The sequence below is a fragment of the Mycobacteroides chelonae CCUG 47445 genome (genome assembly GCF_001632805.1).
GTDB classification, from domain to species: domain Bacteria; phylum Actinomycetota; class Actinomycetes; order Mycobacteriales; family Mycobacteriaceae; genus Mycobacterium; species Mycobacterium chelonae.
Window position 1 is genome coordinate 3,920,559 of the sequence record NZ_CP007220.1, and the last position, 16,523, is coordinate 3,937,081.

A 16,523-nucleotide genomic window follows, 5' to 3' on the forward strand; every position below is an offset into this window, starting at 1 on the left:
CGGTCCTAGCTGAGTCGGGCGGAACCGTCCGCCGCGACTTCGATTGAGGCGCCTGCGATATCGGTATCCGCGATCTGTGCCGCCGCTTCCCGGTCTTCGATCTTGGCGAAGGTACGCGCCCCCGTGGGTGTGCGGATGCTCACGAATGTCTGGAATGGGGACCCGTCTCGCCCGTAGTTCACGGTCCAGGCCTCGACGGTCGCCGCGCCCGAATACCCGTCGGCCGCCTCGGTTTTAGGCTCCTGATCGACCTCTGACTGCACGTCCTCGTACCTGAACCCGGATGCGGGCGGCTCGGTTCCGTAGATTCCGAACGCGTGTTTGGTCAGGTATCCGCCGTTGGCCGTGATCAGCCCCTTCGCGCCCGGGAGTTCGCGGAGCCGTTCTGCCATGGTGGCGATGGAGTGTGTGACGTAGTTGCACCAGGGACCACCGGCGAACGTAAGCCCACCGGTGACCGTCAGCGGCCGCGCGGGATCGTCGAGCGCCAGCCCCAACTCGGTGGCCGCAACCTGCACCGCCGAGGGGAAACATGAGTAGATGTCGATCAGGTCCACGTCGTCGGTACTCAGCCCGGCGATGTCGAACGCACGCCTTCCCGCGAGGCGGATGGCCGGAGAGCGGTGCAGCTCATCGCGCTCACTGAGTGCGAAGGTGTCGTTGGCCTGGCTGCCCGCGAGCGGAAATATCCAGCGGTCCTCCGGAATTCGGAGACGCCTCGCTGTTTCCACGGAGGTCAGCAGCAGCACCGCGCCCTGCTCGACCATATTGTTGGAGTTCATCAGCTTGGTGTACGGGGAACTGATCCACCGGTTGTCAGGGCCGGGAGTGGCAATCTCCTCGGCGGTGTACGCATCGTTGGACCAGGCGTGTGCGTTGTGCACCGCTACCGCGTTGAACCGCTGCCATAGTTGAGAGATAGCGGTCCGATGTTCCGCGATGGACACGCCATTGGCAACCCGGATCGCCTGCTCGAACAGTGGGTACACATGTCCGGGAGAGATGAGGCCGATGGTGGTCTCGGCGCCGCCCACCTGATCCATCCGGCCGCCGAGAATGGTTGGTTCGGCGATGGATTCGTCTTGAGTCGTCCACGACGGTTGCACTCCCGTGGCCATCATCTTGTTGCGTGAACGCCACATCTCGGCCCCACCGATGAGAACCACATCAGCGTCCCCGGCCAGAATGTCGGCAGCCGCGTGGTTGACCAACAGCTGCGGCGAGTTGCCGCTGGGACCGGTGTAGAACGTGCGCTTGGGCGCCGCACCCAGACGTTCGCCGAGGAGCGCGCCGGGGTCGCGGTACTTCCACGAGAAGATGTTCGCCACCGACACCGTGTCGACGGCTGTGAGCAGGTCCGGCGCACCTGCGTCCTCGGCGGCCAGCCGGGCCGCTCGCTCCATGAGATCGATGGGCTCGGGGATCTCGGAGAACGGGCTGTCGGCGTCTGTCCGCTGGTTGACCTGTCCGGTACCGACGAGGACCGGCGTGCGAGGGTCGAGGGCCATCAGCCGATGGTAACCAACCACCCGGTTGGCCCCGGAGGGCCTCCCGCTACGTGGGCAATGCCGGACCGGCCCCCTCGATCTGGTTACCTGCGCCCGTCATGTCCTTGAGGTCAACACCGGAACGGCCGATCTCCCGCGCCCCCGCCACCAGAGCGGCGACGACCTGCGCCGCCTGGTCATAACCCAGGCCCTCCGGAGGATGAATATTGGATACACAATTACGTTGTGCATCAGTGCATCCCACCATGGGATTGTGTGTGAGGTAGATCCCGACGCTGTCGGCCACCGACAACCCCGGGCGTTCGCCGATGAGCACCAGCACCGTGTCGACGCCCAGCGCGGCACCAATGTGATCCCCCAGCGCCACCCGCGCCTGCGTCGCGATGACGAGTGGCGCGATCGAGTACCCGCGAAGCCGCTGGTGCAGCGCCTGTAATAGCTGCACCCCGTGGTCGTCGAGGGCTCTCGGCGATAGACCGTCGGCCAGCACGATGCCGATATCGGCGTTGGCATCGGAGAGCACATCCAGTGCGCCATCGGCGGGCGCCCGCCCCAGGTCGGGGCGGCGCAGGTACTCGGATCGATCGCCGGCCCGGCTGGTCACCAGCAACGGTGTACCCAACCCGAGCCCATCGATACGTCCGGCGAGTGCGCACGCATCCAGGGGCGTGTGCACTGCGTCCCGGGCAGCGGCGTGCGCGGTCCCGAACTCCAGCACTCGAGTGGTGGGCAACGCATCACCGCTACGCCCCAACCCGATTCGGGACTGTGTGGATAGACGTAGCGTATCCCAAATATCGTGTGCAGTAACGTTATTCGTGATATCGCTCATAGCAGCGCCCGCAACGGCGAGTCGCTGACCGCGATTTCACGAAGCCCACCGTCACGCTCCAGCATCCCCATGCGCTCAAGCCATTCGTTGAACTCCGGCGCCGGTCGCAGGCCGAATGTACGGCGCGCGAACAGCGCATCGTGGAATGACAGGCTCTGATATCCCAGCATGACGTCATCGGCTCCGGGCACGGCGATGACAAACGCAACCCCCGCGGCGGTGAGCACCGTCAGCAGCACATCCATGTCATCTGAATCGGCCTCGGCGTGATTGGTGTAGCAGACGTCCACCCCCATCGGAAGTCCCAGCAGCTTGCCACAGAAGTGATCCTCCAGGCCGGCCCGGATGATCTGCTTGCCGTCGTAAAGATATTCCGGCCCAATGAATCCCACGACGGTATTGACCAGGAGCGGCTCCACCTCGCGCGCCACGGCGTAGGCCCTGGCCTCCAGTGTCTGCTGATCAACGGCAACGCCGCCCACCCCGATATGGGCTCCGGCAGAGAGCGCCGATCCCTGACCCGTCTCCAGATACATGACATTGTTGCCCACACTGCCGCGCCCCAACGAACGCCCGGCCTCGTTCGCCTCACGCAGCAGTGCAAGGTTGACCCCGAAGCTCTCGTTGGCCCCTTCGGTCCCGGCAATCGACTGGAATACCAAGTCCACCGGTAGATTTCGTTCGATGAGTTCCATCGTGGTGGTCACGTGTGCGAGCACACACGATTGTGTGGGGATATCGAATCGCAATCGGATGTCATCGATGAGGCGCAGCAGATCGGCCGCGGCATGCGGGGAATCTGTCGCGGGGTTGATACCGATGACGGCATCACCGCACCCCAGCAGCAGGCCGTCGAGGGTGGCGGCGGCGATACCCCGGGCGTCGTCGGTGGGATGGTTGGGCTGCAATCGGGTCGCCAAGGTGCCCGGTAGACCGATGGTGGTGCGGAAGGCGCTGTGGTTACGCACCGCGGCTCCGACGGCGATGAGGTCCTGGTTGCGCATCAGCTTGCTGACGGCTGCCACCATCTCAGGGGTCAGCCCAGCGGAGACATCTTTGAGCGACTGTGCCCCATGCGGTTTGGTGATCGTCTCCAGTAGCCAGTCACGGAAATCGCCGACGGTGAGGTGTGAGATGACGGCAAAGGCCTCCACATCATGGCTGTCGATGATGAGCCGGGTGACCTCGTCGGTGTCGTACGGGACGACCTCCTCGGAGAGGAACGTCGTCAGCGGGACCTCGGCAAGCGCCCAGCGTGCGGCTGCCCGTTCGGCATCCGACTGTGCCGCGCAGCCCGCGAGCTCGTCGCCGGATCGAGGCGGCGAGGCCTTCGCGAGAACCTCGGCGAGCGATCCGAACTGGTAAGTAATCGGCCCTGCGGTGTGACGAAAAGTGCTCATAATGTGCCTATTTCAATTCGTTCTCGGCTTCTGCAAGCGCCGCGAACTCTTCGTCCGGGGAGTTTGCGACCAAGTGGTGTCGGCTATACAGCCCAAAGTACGCCATAAACAGGATGAACACCCCGAACGTGGCAAAAGCGGCGGTGGTATCGACAATGAAAGTAGCCACTACCGCCGCACACGCGATCACCAGTGCGAACCCGCTGGTGGCGATACCGCCAGGGGTTCGATAGGGCCGCTGCATCTCAGGCTCGCGAACACGCAGCACGATGTGGCTCACCATCATCAGCACATAGCTCAGCGCCGCACCGAAAACCGCCATGTTGAGCAACATTGCGCCTTTACCACTGAGCGACAAGAGGAATCCGATGATTCCTGGCACGATCAATGCCAGCACGGGAGCCTTCCGGCTGTTCGTGACCGACAGCCGGGTCGGCAGATAACCGGCACGGGACAACGCAAAGGTCTGCCGGCTGTAGGCGTACACGATCGAGAAGAAGCTGGCGATGAGGCCGGCCAGCCCGATGTAGTTGACCGCCTTGGCCACCGTAGTGGTGCCCAGCGCCTCGACCAAGGGATTACCCGACTGTCCCATCGCCTCGGCACCGCCCGCACCGGGCACCAGGAACAGCACGACCGTCCCGGTGACAACAAGCACCAGCATCGCCATCACGATGCCGCGTGGGATGTTCTTCGCGGGATCTCGGGCTTCCTCGGCCGCGAGCGGCACGCCCTCGATCGCCAGGAACAACCAGATCGCGAACGGCACCGCCGCCCAGATTCCCAAATACCCGTAGGGCAGGAATGCCGATGCACCCGTTGCTGTTTCATCGACAGGAATGTTGGTCAGGTTGTTCGCGTCGAATCGACCGACGGCGCCGATCGCAAAGGTGATCAGGCCTACGAGCGCGATCCCGGTGATGATGAACATCGTCCTGAGCGCCTCGCCCGCACCACTGAGATGGATCCCTATGAAAATCGCGTACACAGCCAGGTAAATCCACCATCCATCCTTGAGCCCGAACAGATGCAGTGATTGGACGTAACTTCCGATGAAGGTGGCAATGGCGGCCGGAGCTATCGCGTACTCAATGAGAATTGCCGTCCCGGTTGCGAATCCACCCCACGGGCCCAGGGCACGCCGGGCGAAGGTGTAACCACCGCCCGCGGTGGGTAGCGCCGACGACATCTCTGCCATGCTGAGCACCATCGACAGATACATCGCGGCGATGACGACCGCCGCGATGGCCATGCCACCGAAACCTCCCTTGCTCAGGCCGGTGTTCCAGCCCGCGTAATCGCCCGAGATCACATAGCTCACGCCGAGCCCGGCCAGCAGCACCCAGCCGGCCGTCCCCGACCTCAGCTGCCGCCGCGCGAGATAGTCGGCGCCCTCGAGATGCGATTGGACACCCGCATGGTCATGCGCGGCCTCCGGATGTGGGCTGACGGTGTCATCGGGAGTTGACATCGTCCAATTGTGCGACCGATGGCGTGCTCGTGTGCGGTAGACGCCAAGATTCGCACCCTCGTTACGACCACGCAACAAACTGGGCCGCTCGATGCCCGATCATCGCAATCGTGGCCGCCGGTCCGCGGCTCGGAATGGTCGGCATGATCGACCCGTCGATGACGAAGAGCCCATCAATTCCCCTGACACGACAGTACTTGTCGACGACCGCGTACTTGTCCTCATCATTACCCATGGGGGCAGTTGCACACAGATGTTGCGATGTGGACCACCGCGGACCACCGAACCGCCGACCGTACAGCTCGGACACCAGACGCACTCCGTCCCGCAAGCGATCCATATCTGCGGTCTCACTGTCATACCTCAAGTCGATGTACACCGGCACTGCGGGATCGGTCGAACGTAATTCGACTCGCCCCCTACTCCTCGGCGTCATCAATGCCACGCCGATCTGCCTGGCATCGGCACCATTCACCTGCGCACCTGCCATGGCGGCGAATCCTGTTGTATACGGCCGTATCTCAAGGCCCATCTGACGGTCGGTGTGTAATACGGTGTCCAGTACGGGATAGCCAGGCTGCCCACCATCGCCGGTGTCGAGCACCCACTCCGCGTGGTCCATCACGCGGGTCCCCACACCGGGTAGGTCAGCAATGGGCTCGACTCCCACCGCGCGCAGGTCATCGGCCGGCCCCAGCCCAGAGAGCAGTAGCAGCTTGGCGCTCTCAATCGCACCCGCGCTCAATATGATTCGATCAGCGGTCAGAGTCCGCACCGAGCTCCCCACCGCCACCCGCACCCCGGTGGCACGCCCGCCACCACACAGCACCTGCAACACACGAGTACCGGAGTACACCGCGAGATTGGGCCGCCAGCCCGCTCCCTCCAGATAGGCACGCGCCGGACCAATCCGCATGCCGCTGTCGATGTTGAGCGGCACCAATCCCACCCCGACACCGGCCTTGCCGTTGAGGTCTGCCACCGCCGGATAGCCGGCCTTGATGGCGAGATCCGCCAGTTCCCTTCCCGCGGTGCTCTGTTCGTGCCTGCGCCCGATCGGTATGGGTCCCGATGCGCCGTGTAGCGGATCATCCCGAAAGTCGCGATCGGTCTCCATCGCGCGAAAGTCATCACGCACATCCACCCAGGCCCACCCCGGTACCGACCATCCATCGAAATCCGCGGGCCGGCCCCGCACGAAGTAGCCGCCGTTGATCGCGCCGGAGCCGCCCACCACCGATCCGCGCACCAACTCGGCCTGATCACCGGTAGATGTCAACGTGGCCCAGTAGTAGGTGGCTATCGGACTGTCCGGGCCGATCGGCAGACGGTACCCATCGCGCACACCGTCCTCGTCCGCGGACGAGGCCGGCCCGGCCTCGACGAGCACCACACGAAACGACGGGTCTTCGGAAAGGCGGCTAGCCAGAATCGAACCCGCGCTGCCCGCGCCCACAATGAGCACATCCGCGTGGATCGACCGACTCAGGGCCGTAATTCCGGTCGAAGCGCACCGAGATCGCGCTCCTGCACGATCCCCGACCACAAGCCGATCCCGTAGGCGATGTCGTCAAGACGCTTCAGCAATACGTACTCGAGCAGACCGATGCGATCATCGGGAGAGGCCGAGTTGTCGTTGCGCTTCATCCAATCCACCACGCCGTCAACGATGGCGGCCACCACGAGCACTTGGCGACTGCGCCGCGACAATGCGGCGGCCACCAACGCCAACGGCCAGTAATGGCGGCACAACGCGGACGCGATCTGCAACGCGGCACCGCCCACGCCCTGGGTGGCCACCCGAAGGACGTCGCGTGGCGGGGTGTCCACTCCCCGCAATGTCCGCGCGACACGCCCGGCCGCGAGCGCGGCCATGCCCGCCGCGGCCAGGTAACCCATCCCCGAACCCACCGCCGCCAGAATCCACACCAGCAGTGTCCATCGCGAGATGACCATCGGCGCCACTTTGTCGGGGTGACGCGTCGACAGCGGCGCAGCACTCATTCCATAAAATGCTTTGCGCGCGAACCACTCTCGAAGTGTCAATCGATGATCATGAGCCACATGGGACACCGGTTCGTACCGAAGCCGAGACCCTGCCTCGATCAGCCGCCAGCACAGATCCACGTCTTCACCGCATCGCAGCGATTCGTCGAACCCACCGATCTCGTCTATCGCGGCCCGGCGAACCACGATCGCCGCACTGGGGACATACGACACCGGGCCGTACGGAACGACGGGCGCCTCGCGAAGGCCAAGGTCCAACGAGGACCTGACCGCCTCATAGCGAGCAATTGCGTTGTCACTCAAGACCAATCCAACAATCCGGGGAGCGACCAGAGCAACCGCCGGATCACTGAAATGCCCCAGCAGCGCCTCCAGCCAGCCGCGCCTGGGCACCACGTCAGAGTCAAGGAAGGCGACGAAATCCGTGGTCGCCAGCTTCAGCCCGGTATTGCGGGCCGCCGCCGGGCCCTGGCTCTCGTCGTGACGTACCACCTTCACGTCACAGTGCATGCCCTCCAGATCGCGCTCCAGGATCGGAATGGCGGAACCGTCGTCGATGACGATCACCCGCATTCCGCGCAACGCCCGTAACAGCCGGCGAAGACCAAATCCATTGTTAAGGCAGGGAATAACGACGGTTACGTCTCGATATCCGGGTCCACCCGTTGGCCGGGGGTGAGCGACAGTCGCATCCAGCAGCGTCCGGGCAAGCTGCGCACTGGTCGCGTCACGGACCTCGAGCCGTCCGCCGGAAAGCAGGGTCCGCGCGGCCGGAGCCAATCGCAGCAGCCGGGTTGGCGAGCCACCCAGTAGCGCCGAGCCCTCATCGAGAACGCGAACGCGTCGATCCACCTGTACCGCGAATCCGTCGGGTAACCGTCCGTGCGGTGCAGACACGCCCTGCGCCGGCTCGTCACTGGTGGTCATACCAGCCGCCCGTCCGCGCCAGGTGTCCAACGGCGCACCGCGTCGGCGCATTGTCGAGTCATCGTCGCGAGCATCCGTGCGCCTTCCTGGCTGCTGGCGGTGGTCGGATCTCCGAGCACACCGATAGCGCTCACCGCCGCTACTCCGCCCGCGCGCATGGGCGCCATCAGTTCGCGCAGTGGTGCCGAATTTCCGGCGAGCACGTCCTCACGACGCACGTCATCCGGTGAAATATGCAGCAGCAGAGACGTTTCCACGTGTCCGGCATGAGCGTCGCCGCCTTCGACCACACACGCCCACCATGCGATATCGCGCCCCTCGGAACGCAGCAGTCGCACTGCGGAGACCGTCGCCTCGATATTTCCGCCGTGACCGTTCACGAAGACGATGCGTCGGCACCACTGTGTGGCCGACCGGGCGTACTCAACGAGGACCTGAGTCAGCGCCTCCGTCCCGATCGAGATCGTTCCAGCGAAGGATTGATGTTCTCCGCTGGATCCGTACGCGATGGCCGGGGCGAGAGCGGTCCGACCGTCACCCGTATCGCCGGCCAGCTCCCCGGCTGCAGCGGTAGCCACAGCGTTGGCAATGCGGGTGTCGGTGTCCAGCGGCAAGTGCGGCCCGTGTTGTTCGGTTGAGCCGAGCGGAGTGAACAGCGTAATGGCCTCGTCTGCGAGCTCCGGAGAGATGGCGGTGCTCAAGACAGTCGGAACAGCCACCCGCCGATGGTAGGCCGAATTCACGTCAAATGCATCCAAAGTTGGCGCACACGATCGAGGTCTTTACATCCTTGCTGGCCGTCGGCTTATGCGCTAGGCGCTATTTCGCACCGATTGTCACGCCAGTCCCTGCCGCCACATCGATGCGGCCATCGCCGTGTTCGATTCGCGCTGCGCTGAACTAGTGCCGCCCGAGGCCCCGGGCAAATCCCTCGGGGATCAAAAGATCATCTGGCGATAGTTCGTGCACAGATTTTTTGCCAAGTCCCATCAGCGCCGAGTCGATGCCGCCGCGCATGATGTCCAGGACGTTCTCGACACCGGCCTGGCCGGCCGCCGCGAGGCCCCAGAGATACGCCCGCCCGATCATCACCGCGCGCGCACCGAGGGCCAACGCCTTGACGACGTCGCTGCCCCGCCGGATGCCACCATCGAGCAGCACCTCGATGTCACCACCGACGGCGGCTGCGATGCCCGGCAATGCGCGGATCGACGCAGGTGTTCCGTCGAGGTTGTTACCACCGTGATTGGACACCGAGATCGCCGAAACACCGCAATCTACGGCACGTTTGGCGTCATCGATGCGCATCACACCCTTGAGCATGAACGGACCGTCCCACTGCTCACGCATCCACTGAACGTCGTCCCAGGTGGGCGCCGGGGTTCCCATCCACTGCCCGTAAGCGTCGAAGAACGGCGGACCGGCCTCGCCGCGGGCTGCCTGGTTCGGCACCCGCAGGTCCGGGATGTTCATGCCCTTGCCGAACGACCACAGCCAGCCGGGCTTGGTCACCACTTCCGGCGCCAGCCGGATCATCGATCGCAGGTTCATCTTCTCGGGTATGGACGGGCTCCCCCAGTCGCGACCGTGCGAGAAGCTCCAGTCCAAGGTGGCGATGAGCCCAACGGCTCCAGCGTCTTTCGCGCGCTGAATGCGCTGAGCCACATCGTCGCGTCCGCCCAGCCAGTAGATCTGAAAGTGCGTCTTCGGATTGGCAGCCACCACGTCCTCGATGGGCTTGCTCGCGAAGGATGACAACCCCATGGCGGTTCCACGCGCGGCTGCCGCCCGCGCCACGGCCACCTCGCCATCGGGGTCCACCGCCTGAACGCCGGTCGGCGAAATCATCACTGGCAGTGAAATCTCTTGTCCCAAAACTGTTGTCGACAGTTCACGGTCCGGCTGAATGCCGACGACGTGGGGCTCGAATCCAAGTTCCCCGAACGCCTCGACGTTGTCGCTGACCGTCAGTCCCTTCTCACTGGCCGAGATCAGCGAGCTGTAGACGGACTTCGGCAGCCGCTTCTTGGCCCGCTGCTGGGCAATCGCGACCGTCTCGAACCATGTGTTGCGCGCCATCTACCGTCCTGCTCGTACGTTGGAAAGAGGGTTCTCGTCGCATGCGCGCGAGGGAGGCCGGCGTGTCAGGGTCAGCGCAACAGGGCCCGAGGCCGGACCGCGCCTGCCCTTCGAATGCGAATGGTCTCCACTGGGTTTGGGCACGATGCGATCTGCGGCCAGGGCCGCCTCGCCATAGCCCTGTACGCATTCCGGGTCGGGCCCATCCATCGGCAACCCGGTGAAGAACTTCGCCGCCATACAGCCACCCCGGCAGCTGTCGTAATGCCCGCAGCTGCCGCACGCACCCGCGGACTGCGGCTCGCGTAACTCGTTGAACAACCGTGAGTGCTTCCACACCTCATCAAATCCACCATCGGACACCACATTTCCGGCCATGAACCGGTCGTGGATGGCGAATGGGCATGCGTAGACATCGCCTACCGGATCGATCAGACACACCACCCGGCCAGCACCACACATGTTCAGGCCTGGCAAACCGCCGGAGCCATCACCGTAAGCCGACAGATGGAAGAAGGAATCACCCGTGAGCACGCGCTCACCATTGAGCACCAGCCAGTCGTACAACTGACGCTGCTGCGCCGGGGTGGGGTGCAGTTCGTCCCACACATCGGCACCGCGCCCGGAAGGCCGCAACCGTGTAATCCGCAGAGTTGCACCGTATTGTGCAGCCAGATCCGCGAACTCGTCGAGTTGGTCCACGTTGTGACGGGTGACCACCACCGAGATCTTGGCGTCCTTGAAGCCGGCGGCGGCCAGATTCTCCAGCGCACGCACCGCCATGGCGAACGATCCCGCGCCGCGCACGGCGTCGTTCACCTCTGCGGTCGCACCGTCCAGCGAGATCTGCACATCGACGTAATCGCTCGCGGCCAGCCGCGCCGCCACCTCCTCGGTGATGCGTACGCCATTGGTCGAGAACTTAACCCCCACATGGTGCTCGGTCGCATAGTCGACGAGCTCCCAAAAGTCTGAGCGCACAGTGGGTTCCCCGCCACCGATGTTCACATAGAACACCTGCATGCGTTCGAGCTCGTCGATGATGCCCTTGCACTGTGCGGTGGACAGCTCGCGCGGATCACGCTTGCCCGAAGATGACAGGCAGTGCACACAGGACAGGTTGCAGGCATAGGTCAGTTCCCAGGTGAGGCAGATGGGAGCATCCAGTCCCTGTTCGAACTGATCCACCAGGCGGGGTACAGCGGGAGCGCTCATCAAGCGTCCTCTCGGGTCACGATCATCGTCGAATCCGCCAGCACGGCCAGGGCCCGCTGGTACGCAGCGGCCTGGCTGTCTTCGACACCGGCGGCACGCCAAGCATTCTCAGCGCTGGTGTGGTCGGGAAGTGATTGCACGATCTGCAGCAGGGTGCGATTTTTCAGGAAGGACAGCTTGCGGGTGCCGAAGTGATAGAGCAGCGCCCCAAACGGCTCCGGGCGCAACGACACCTGGGGGTGCAACTGCCAGGGCCGGGTCCAATCGAAACCGGCGGGCGCCTCGTCAATCATGGCGCTCATCGAGGTGGGGCGTCTCAGTAGACGCCGCACATCCCGTCGATCGACACCTCTTCGACCAGCGATTCCTGTACCAACTCGGTGTCGGTGGTCTGTCCGGCGACAGTGGTGGGCTCGGCCATCTGTTCACTCCCTTGTGAGTCTGGACTGTGGCAACGATCACGATAATAATGGCATCGAGTGCAGAAAGGGAAGAGGGTGGCAGGAAATGGCACAGTTCTCGGCATGAGTGCGCAGCCGGCGCGCGTGGGACGGCGCCCTTCGACAACCCGGGATGAGATCACGGCAGTTGCCATGGCACTGTTCGCGCAGCGCAACTTCGACGACGTGAGCGTCGACGACATCGCCGCAGCGGCCGGTATCGCCCGGCGTACGGTGTTTCGGTACTACAGCTCCAAGAATGCAATCGTGTGGGGAGACTTCGACTCCCACCTTGAGGTGATGCGCGCACTGCTGGAGAAGACGCCGGACACGGTCGATATCAGCACTGCCCTGCGCCAGGCATTGCTGACATTCAACGACTTTCCGGCCGATGAGACCCCGCGCCACCGCATGCGGATGCGGCTGATCTTGGAAGTCCCTGCGTTACAGGCGTACTCGATGCTGATGTACACGGGCTGGCGTGATGTCATCGCGCAGTTCGTGGCAACCCGCACCGGCACCGATCCCGGCACCCTCTTACCGCAGACCGTTGCCTGGACGCTGCTCGGAGTGGCACTCGCCGCTTACGAACAATGGCTCGCCGACGAGTCCGCCACGCTCACCACACTGATCGGCAGGGGCCTCGATGCCGCAGAGGTGGGCCTGCGCGGGCTGGGCTGAGCTCGCGGGCAGTAAGGAAACAGGCGCTACTCCAGCACGTCGGCGATGGGCGTTCCCGCGGCGATCTTGGCCCGCATCTTCATCACCGGGCCGGCCATCCCGCAGCCGACGACGCCGGTGAGCACACCGTCGCGCTCCAGATAGGCCAGGAATTTGCGGCCGTCATCGGAAATGAGATGCACGGTATCCGAGTCGCCGAGATGTCCGAGCGACTGAATCTTCACGTCGTACTGATCGCTCCAAAAGTACGGCACGGCAGCAGCGTTGGCCGCTGGTTCCTGACCGAGTAAGGCGGGTACGAGCGCGCGGACTTGGTCGGCGACATTGCTCCAGTGCTCCACCCGGTTGGGGCGGCCGTCAGCATCCGCCCACGCGGCGACATCGCCCAACGCCCAGACATGCGGGGTGCCGGTACGGCCCACCGCGTCGCACACCACGCCGTTGTTGACCTCGACACCCGACCCGTCCAACCAGTCCGTGGCGGGCCGGCTCCCGATACCCAGCACGACGAGATCGGAGTCCAGCCGCGTGCCGTCGGACAAGGTGACGGACTGAACCCGCCCGTCGCCCTCGACCGCGTCTACGCCGACTCCTACCCGAACGTCTACGCCCTCGTTGCGATGCAGCCGGGCAACCAGGTCGCCGAGCTGCTGTCCGATCGCCGCCAGCAGCGGAGCGGGTTGCGGTTCGACCAGAACCACGTCAACTCCGTTGGCACGCAATGTGGACGCGACCTCACACCCGATAAATCCGGCCCCGACCACCACCGCTCGCCGCGCCTTCTCAGCGTCGCCTCGCAGCGCGAAGCTGTCATCGGCGGTGCGCAGGACGTGGATGCCGTCCAGCTCGGGGAAGGCAGCGATACGCCGGGGAACGAGGCCGGTCGCGATGACAACCTCTCCGTACTCCAGGGTGCTGCCGTCATCCAGCGTGGCCGTCCGGGCAGCAGGGTCCAGCGCGACCACCTTGGCACCGAGTCGCAGTTCAATCTGCTTCTCGTCGTAAAACTCTCGCGGTTTGAGCACTACCGCATCGATTGTCTTCTCCGCGTCCCGCAGGACGTCCTTGGACAGCGGCGGACGATCGTAGGGCAAGTGCGCCTCGCTGCTCACGATGGTGATCGGTCCGGAGAACTCGGCGCGGCGTAACTGTTCGGCGGTTCGTACCGCCCCCAGTCCGCCGCCGATGATCAGTACCCCTCGATCCGCATCGCTCATGGGTTTCTTCTTACACGACTGGACACGAGCGATGTCAGGCCTATCGCCCCTACCTCTTACCCCTGGACCTGCGCGCGGTCCACCAGGTTGAAAAGCACCACGATGCTCTCGGTGCGGTCGATGTCCCCACTGGCACGGATGCGTTCCAACGCACGCTCGAGGTGCTGAATATCGCGTGCCAGCACCCGCAACATCGCATCGGAGGTTCCGGTCACCGTCGCGGCACTGACAACCTCGGGAATGTCGATCCACGCCCCCCGCAAGGCTTCCGGCGTGATGGTGCCCTGGCAGTAAACCTGTACGTAGGCCTCGGTGTTCCATCCGACGGCCGCGCGATCCACCACGGTGGTGAACCCCTTGATCACCCCCGTCGCAACCAGCCGGTCGACACGGCGCTTGACCGCCGGGGCCGACAAGTTGACCTCCTCACCGATCTCGGCGAACGTCGCTCGAGCGTTGCGCATCAACAGCGTCACGATCCGCTCATCGGTGGCATCGAGCTCGGCCATTCACGTTCCTCCTCCGGCTATCCCACCCCGTCCTGCAATAGAATGCCAAATTTACGATCTTGACGCAATGAATCGCGGCCATCTAGACAACGCATAGTGATTGATTGCGGCAATCACCTCTCCTACGCTCAGCGCATGACCGTTGTGCACGAGGGTGGACACCCGGCCGGCTCCCCCATCCAACAACCAGACAGAACACCGACGACGCGTCACTACGTGATGGTGCCGCCGACGTACTACACCGTCGAGTACGCGATCAATCCCTGGATGGACATATCCAATCCGGTCGATCCGAGTTTGGCCACCGCCCAGTGGAATACGTTGCGCGCCACCTACGAACGCCTCGGCCATACGGTGGACATCCTGCCTCCCGTGGCCGGCCTACCGGACATGGTCTACGCAGCCAACGGCGGAGTCGTGCTGCGGGGCAACGCCGTTGTCGCACGGTTCACCCACCCCGAGCGCGCCGGCGAATCCGCCGCACACGCCGAATGGATGCGTGTGCACGGACTGCGCGCCATGCACACCCGGTACACCAACGAGGGCCAAGGCGACTTCCTGCTGGCGGGCGATGTCATGTTGGCCGGTACGGGTTTCCGCACCGACGTCCGGTCTCACGTGGAAGTGGCACGAATGCTCGACATTCCCGTCGTAACACTGGAGCTCGTCGATCCGCGTTTCTATCACCTGGATACCGCGCTGGCCGTACTGGATCCGCAGACCGTGGCGTACTATCCGCAGGCGTTCAGTGATGCCTCGCAAGCCCGGTTGCAGTTCATGTATCCCAACGCGATCATCGCCAGCTCCACCGACGCCTACGTGCTCGGGATGAATGCGGTATCCGACGGTCGCCACGTCATGCTGCCCGCCACCGCGACCGGATTCGCCGAACAACTCCGCACCGCGGGATTCGAACCGATCGGTATCGATCTCTCCGAGCTTCTCAAGGGTGGCGGTTCGGTGAAATGCTGCACGCTGGAGCTGCACTCGTGACCGTCACGGAGGCCCCCGGCATGTCACCCGACTCATATAAGAGCGCCGAATACATCGAGTTGGCCGAGCAGTACGGCGCACACAACTATGCGCCGCTACCGGTCGTCGCTCACCGCGCCGAGGGCGCGTGGATCGAAGACGTGGACGGCAAGCGCTATCTGGATTGTCTGGCCGCCTACTCGGCGGTGAACTTCGGCCACGGCAACCCCGAGATTCTCGCGGCCGCCCACGCTCAGCTCGACACGGTGACCCTGGTAAGCCGGGCATTTCATTCGGATCGTCTCGGCAGGTTCTGTCGCGACCTCGCCCGCCTCTGCGGTAAGGGCATGGTGCTGCCGATGAACACCGGGGCCGAGGCGGTGGAAAGTGGCATCAAGGTCGCCCGTAAATGGGGCACCGACGTCAAGGGAGTGCCCGCCGGACAGGCCAACATCGTGGTGGCTCACAACAACTTCCACGGCCGGACCATCAGCATCGTAAGTTTCTCCTCCGACGAGACGGCGCGCGGCGGATTTGGCCCGTTCACACCCGGCTTCCGCATGGTGCCGTTCGGCGACATCGCCGCACTGGCACGGGCGATCGACGACAACACCGTCGCCGTCCTCCTCGAACCGGTTCAGGGCGAGGCCGGCATCATCATTCCGCCCGACGACTACCTGCCGGCGGTCCGCGCACTGTGCACCGAGAACCATGTGCTGTTCATCGCCGACGAGATCCAGGCCGGGCTCGCGCGCACCGGCAAGATGTTCGCCTGTGATCACTGGAACGTGGTCCCGGACGTCTACCTACTGGGCAAGGCGCTGGGCGGTGGCGTGGTCCCGGTCTCTGCCGTGGTCGCCGACGTCGATGTGCTTGGCGTGCTGCATCCAGGCGAGCACGGCTCCACCTTCGGTGGAAATCCGTTGGCCGCAGCCATCGGATCGACAGTCGTGGCAATCCTCGAGCGTGGTGAGTTCCCGCGGCGTGCGGCGGTTCTCGGTGGGCATCTGCGACGACGCCTGGATGCCCTGATCGGCCATGGCGTCACCGAGGTGCGTTCACTGGGACTGTGGGCCGGGGTCGACATCGATCCGAATCTGGCAACCGGAAGACAAATCAGTCTGCGCATGGCAGAGTGTGGCGTCTTAGTGAAGGACACGCATGGCGCGACTCTCCGGTTTGCACCACCCCTTGTCATCACCGAGGACGAAATCGATTGGGCAATAGACCAGTTCGCTGATGCGCTGGCCAAAAGCCGGTAGGTT

16 protein-coding genes are annotated in these 16,523 nt (G+C 64.2%); 3 read left to right on the forward strand and 13 right to left on the reverse strand.

Annotated elements, in window-relative coordinates:
* Positions 1–5: 5 nt before the first annotated feature.
* From BB28_RS19200 to mftA, 11 genes are all read right to left on the reverse strand, one after another.
* Positions 6–1,508, reverse strand: a complete 1,503-nt coding sequence (locus BB28_RS19200; protein ID WP_046254663.1) for an acetyl-CoA acetyltransferase — start codon at positions 1,506–1,508, stop codon at positions 6–8.
* A gap of 46 nt (positions 1,509–1,554) precedes the next feature.
* Positions 1,555–2,340: an ethanolamine ammonia-lyase subunit EutC gene (gene eutC, locus BB28_RS19205; protein ID WP_046254664.1), complete on the reverse strand. Its 786-nt coding sequence runs from the start codon at positions 2,338–2,340 to the stop codon at positions 1,555–1,557.
* Positions 2,337–3,740 carry an ethanolamine ammonia-lyase subunit EutB gene (locus BB28_RS19210; RefSeq protein ID WP_046254665.1) on the reverse strand — a complete coding sequence of 468 codons (1,404 nt, stop codon included), beginning with the start codon at positions 3,738–3,740 and terminating at the stop codon, positions 2,337–2,339. Before BB28_RS19210 ends, eutC begins: the two co-directional genes overlap by 4 nt.
* Before the next feature lie 7 nt (positions 3,741–3,747).
* A complete protein-coding gene (eat, locus tag BB28_RS19215; protein WP_046254666.1) occupies positions 3,748–5,211 on the reverse strand; it encodes an ethanolamine permease in 1,464 nt (487 codons plus the stop codon).
* 61 nt (positions 5,212–5,272) lie between these two features.
* Positions 5,273–6,688: a mycofactocin dehydrogenase MftG gene (mftG, locus tag BB28_RS19220; RefSeq protein ID WP_474100058.1), complete on the reverse strand. Its 1,416-nt coding sequence runs from the start codon at positions 6,686–6,688 to the stop codon at positions 5,273–5,275.
* A gap of 8 nt (positions 6,689–6,696) precedes the next feature.
* Entirely contained in the window at positions 6,697–8,145 is a 1,449-nt protein-coding gene (gene mftF, locus BB28_RS19225; protein ID WP_081252406.1) for a mycofactocin biosynthesis glycosyltransferase MftF, read from the reverse strand.
* Positions 8,142–8,888, reverse strand: a complete 747-nt coding sequence (mftE, locus tag BB28_RS19230) for a mycofactocin biosynthesis peptidyl-dipeptidase MftE (RefSeq protein WP_046254667.1) — start codon at positions 8,886–8,888, stop codon at positions 8,142–8,144. The genes mftF and mftE overlap by 4 nt, the downstream gene beginning before the upstream one ends.
* Positions 8,889–9,045: 157 nt before the next feature.
* Positions 9,046–10,224, reverse strand: coding sequence for a pre-mycofactocin synthase MftD (gene mftD / locus BB28_RS19235; protein ID WP_046254668.1), 1,179 nt, complete (start codon positions 10,222–10,224; stop codon positions 9,046–9,048).
* Entirely contained in the window at positions 10,225–11,439 is a 1,215-nt protein-coding gene (gene mftC / locus BB28_RS19240) for a mycofactocin radical SAM maturase (RefSeq protein WP_046254669.1), read from the reverse strand. It lies immediately after the preceding gene.
* Positions 11,439–11,741, reverse strand: coding sequence for a mycofactocin biosynthesis chaperone MftB (gene mftB / locus BB28_RS19245; protein WP_046254670.1), 303 nt, complete (start codon positions 11,739–11,741; stop codon positions 11,439–11,441). The genes mftC and mftB overlap by 1 nt, the downstream gene beginning before the upstream one ends.
* Before the next feature lie 14 nt (positions 11,742–11,755).
* The gene (gene mftA, locus BB28_RS19250; protein ID WP_030096679.1) at positions 11,756–11,860 is read right to left on the reverse strand and encodes a mycofactocin precursor MftA; all 105 of its coding nucleotides are present in this window, start codon (positions 11,858–11,860) and stop codon (positions 11,756–11,758) included.
* 103 nt (positions 11,861–11,963) lie between these two features.
* Here mftA and mftR point away from each other — a divergent pair, with 103 nt between their 5' ends.
* A complete protein-coding gene (gene mftR, locus BB28_RS19255; protein ID WP_046254671.1) occupies positions 11,964–12,560 on the forward strand; it encodes a mycofactocin system transcriptional regulator in 597 nt (198 codons plus the stop codon).
* A 26-nt stretch (positions 12,561–12,586) separates the two neighbouring features.
* Here mftR and BB28_RS19260 read toward each other — a convergent pair whose 3' ends face one another.
* Both BB28_RS19260 and BB28_RS19265 read right to left on the reverse strand, forming a co-directional pair.
* On the reverse strand, positions 12,587–13,777 hold the full coding sequence (locus tag BB28_RS19260; protein WP_046254672.1) for an NAD(P)/FAD-dependent oxidoreductase: 1,191 nt from the start codon (positions 13,775–13,777) through the stop codon (positions 12,587–12,589).
* A gap of 56 nt (positions 13,778–13,833) precedes the next feature.
* Positions 13,834–14,286, reverse strand: coding sequence for an Rv2324 family transcriptional regulator (locus tag BB28_RS19265; RefSeq protein WP_046254673.1), 453 nt, complete (start codon positions 14,284–14,286; stop codon positions 13,834–13,836).
* A 135-nt stretch (positions 14,287–14,421) separates the two neighbouring features.
* On the opposite strand from BB28_RS19265, the gene ddaH reads away from it, so the two are divergent.
* The gene (gene ddaH, locus BB28_RS19270; protein WP_109550494.1) at positions 14,422–15,279 is read left to right on the forward strand and encodes a dimethylargininase; all 858 of its coding nucleotides are present in this window, start codon (positions 14,422–14,424) and stop codon (positions 15,277–15,279) included.
* Between the two features lie 20 nt (positions 15,280–15,299).
* Positions 15,300–16,520 carry an ornithine--oxo-acid transaminase gene (gene rocD, locus BB28_RS19275; RefSeq protein ID WP_046255986.1) on the forward strand — a complete coding sequence of 407 codons (1,221 nt, stop codon included), beginning with the start codon at positions 15,300–15,302 and terminating at the stop codon, positions 16,518–16,520.
* Positions 16,521–16,523: the final 3 nt, after the last annotated feature.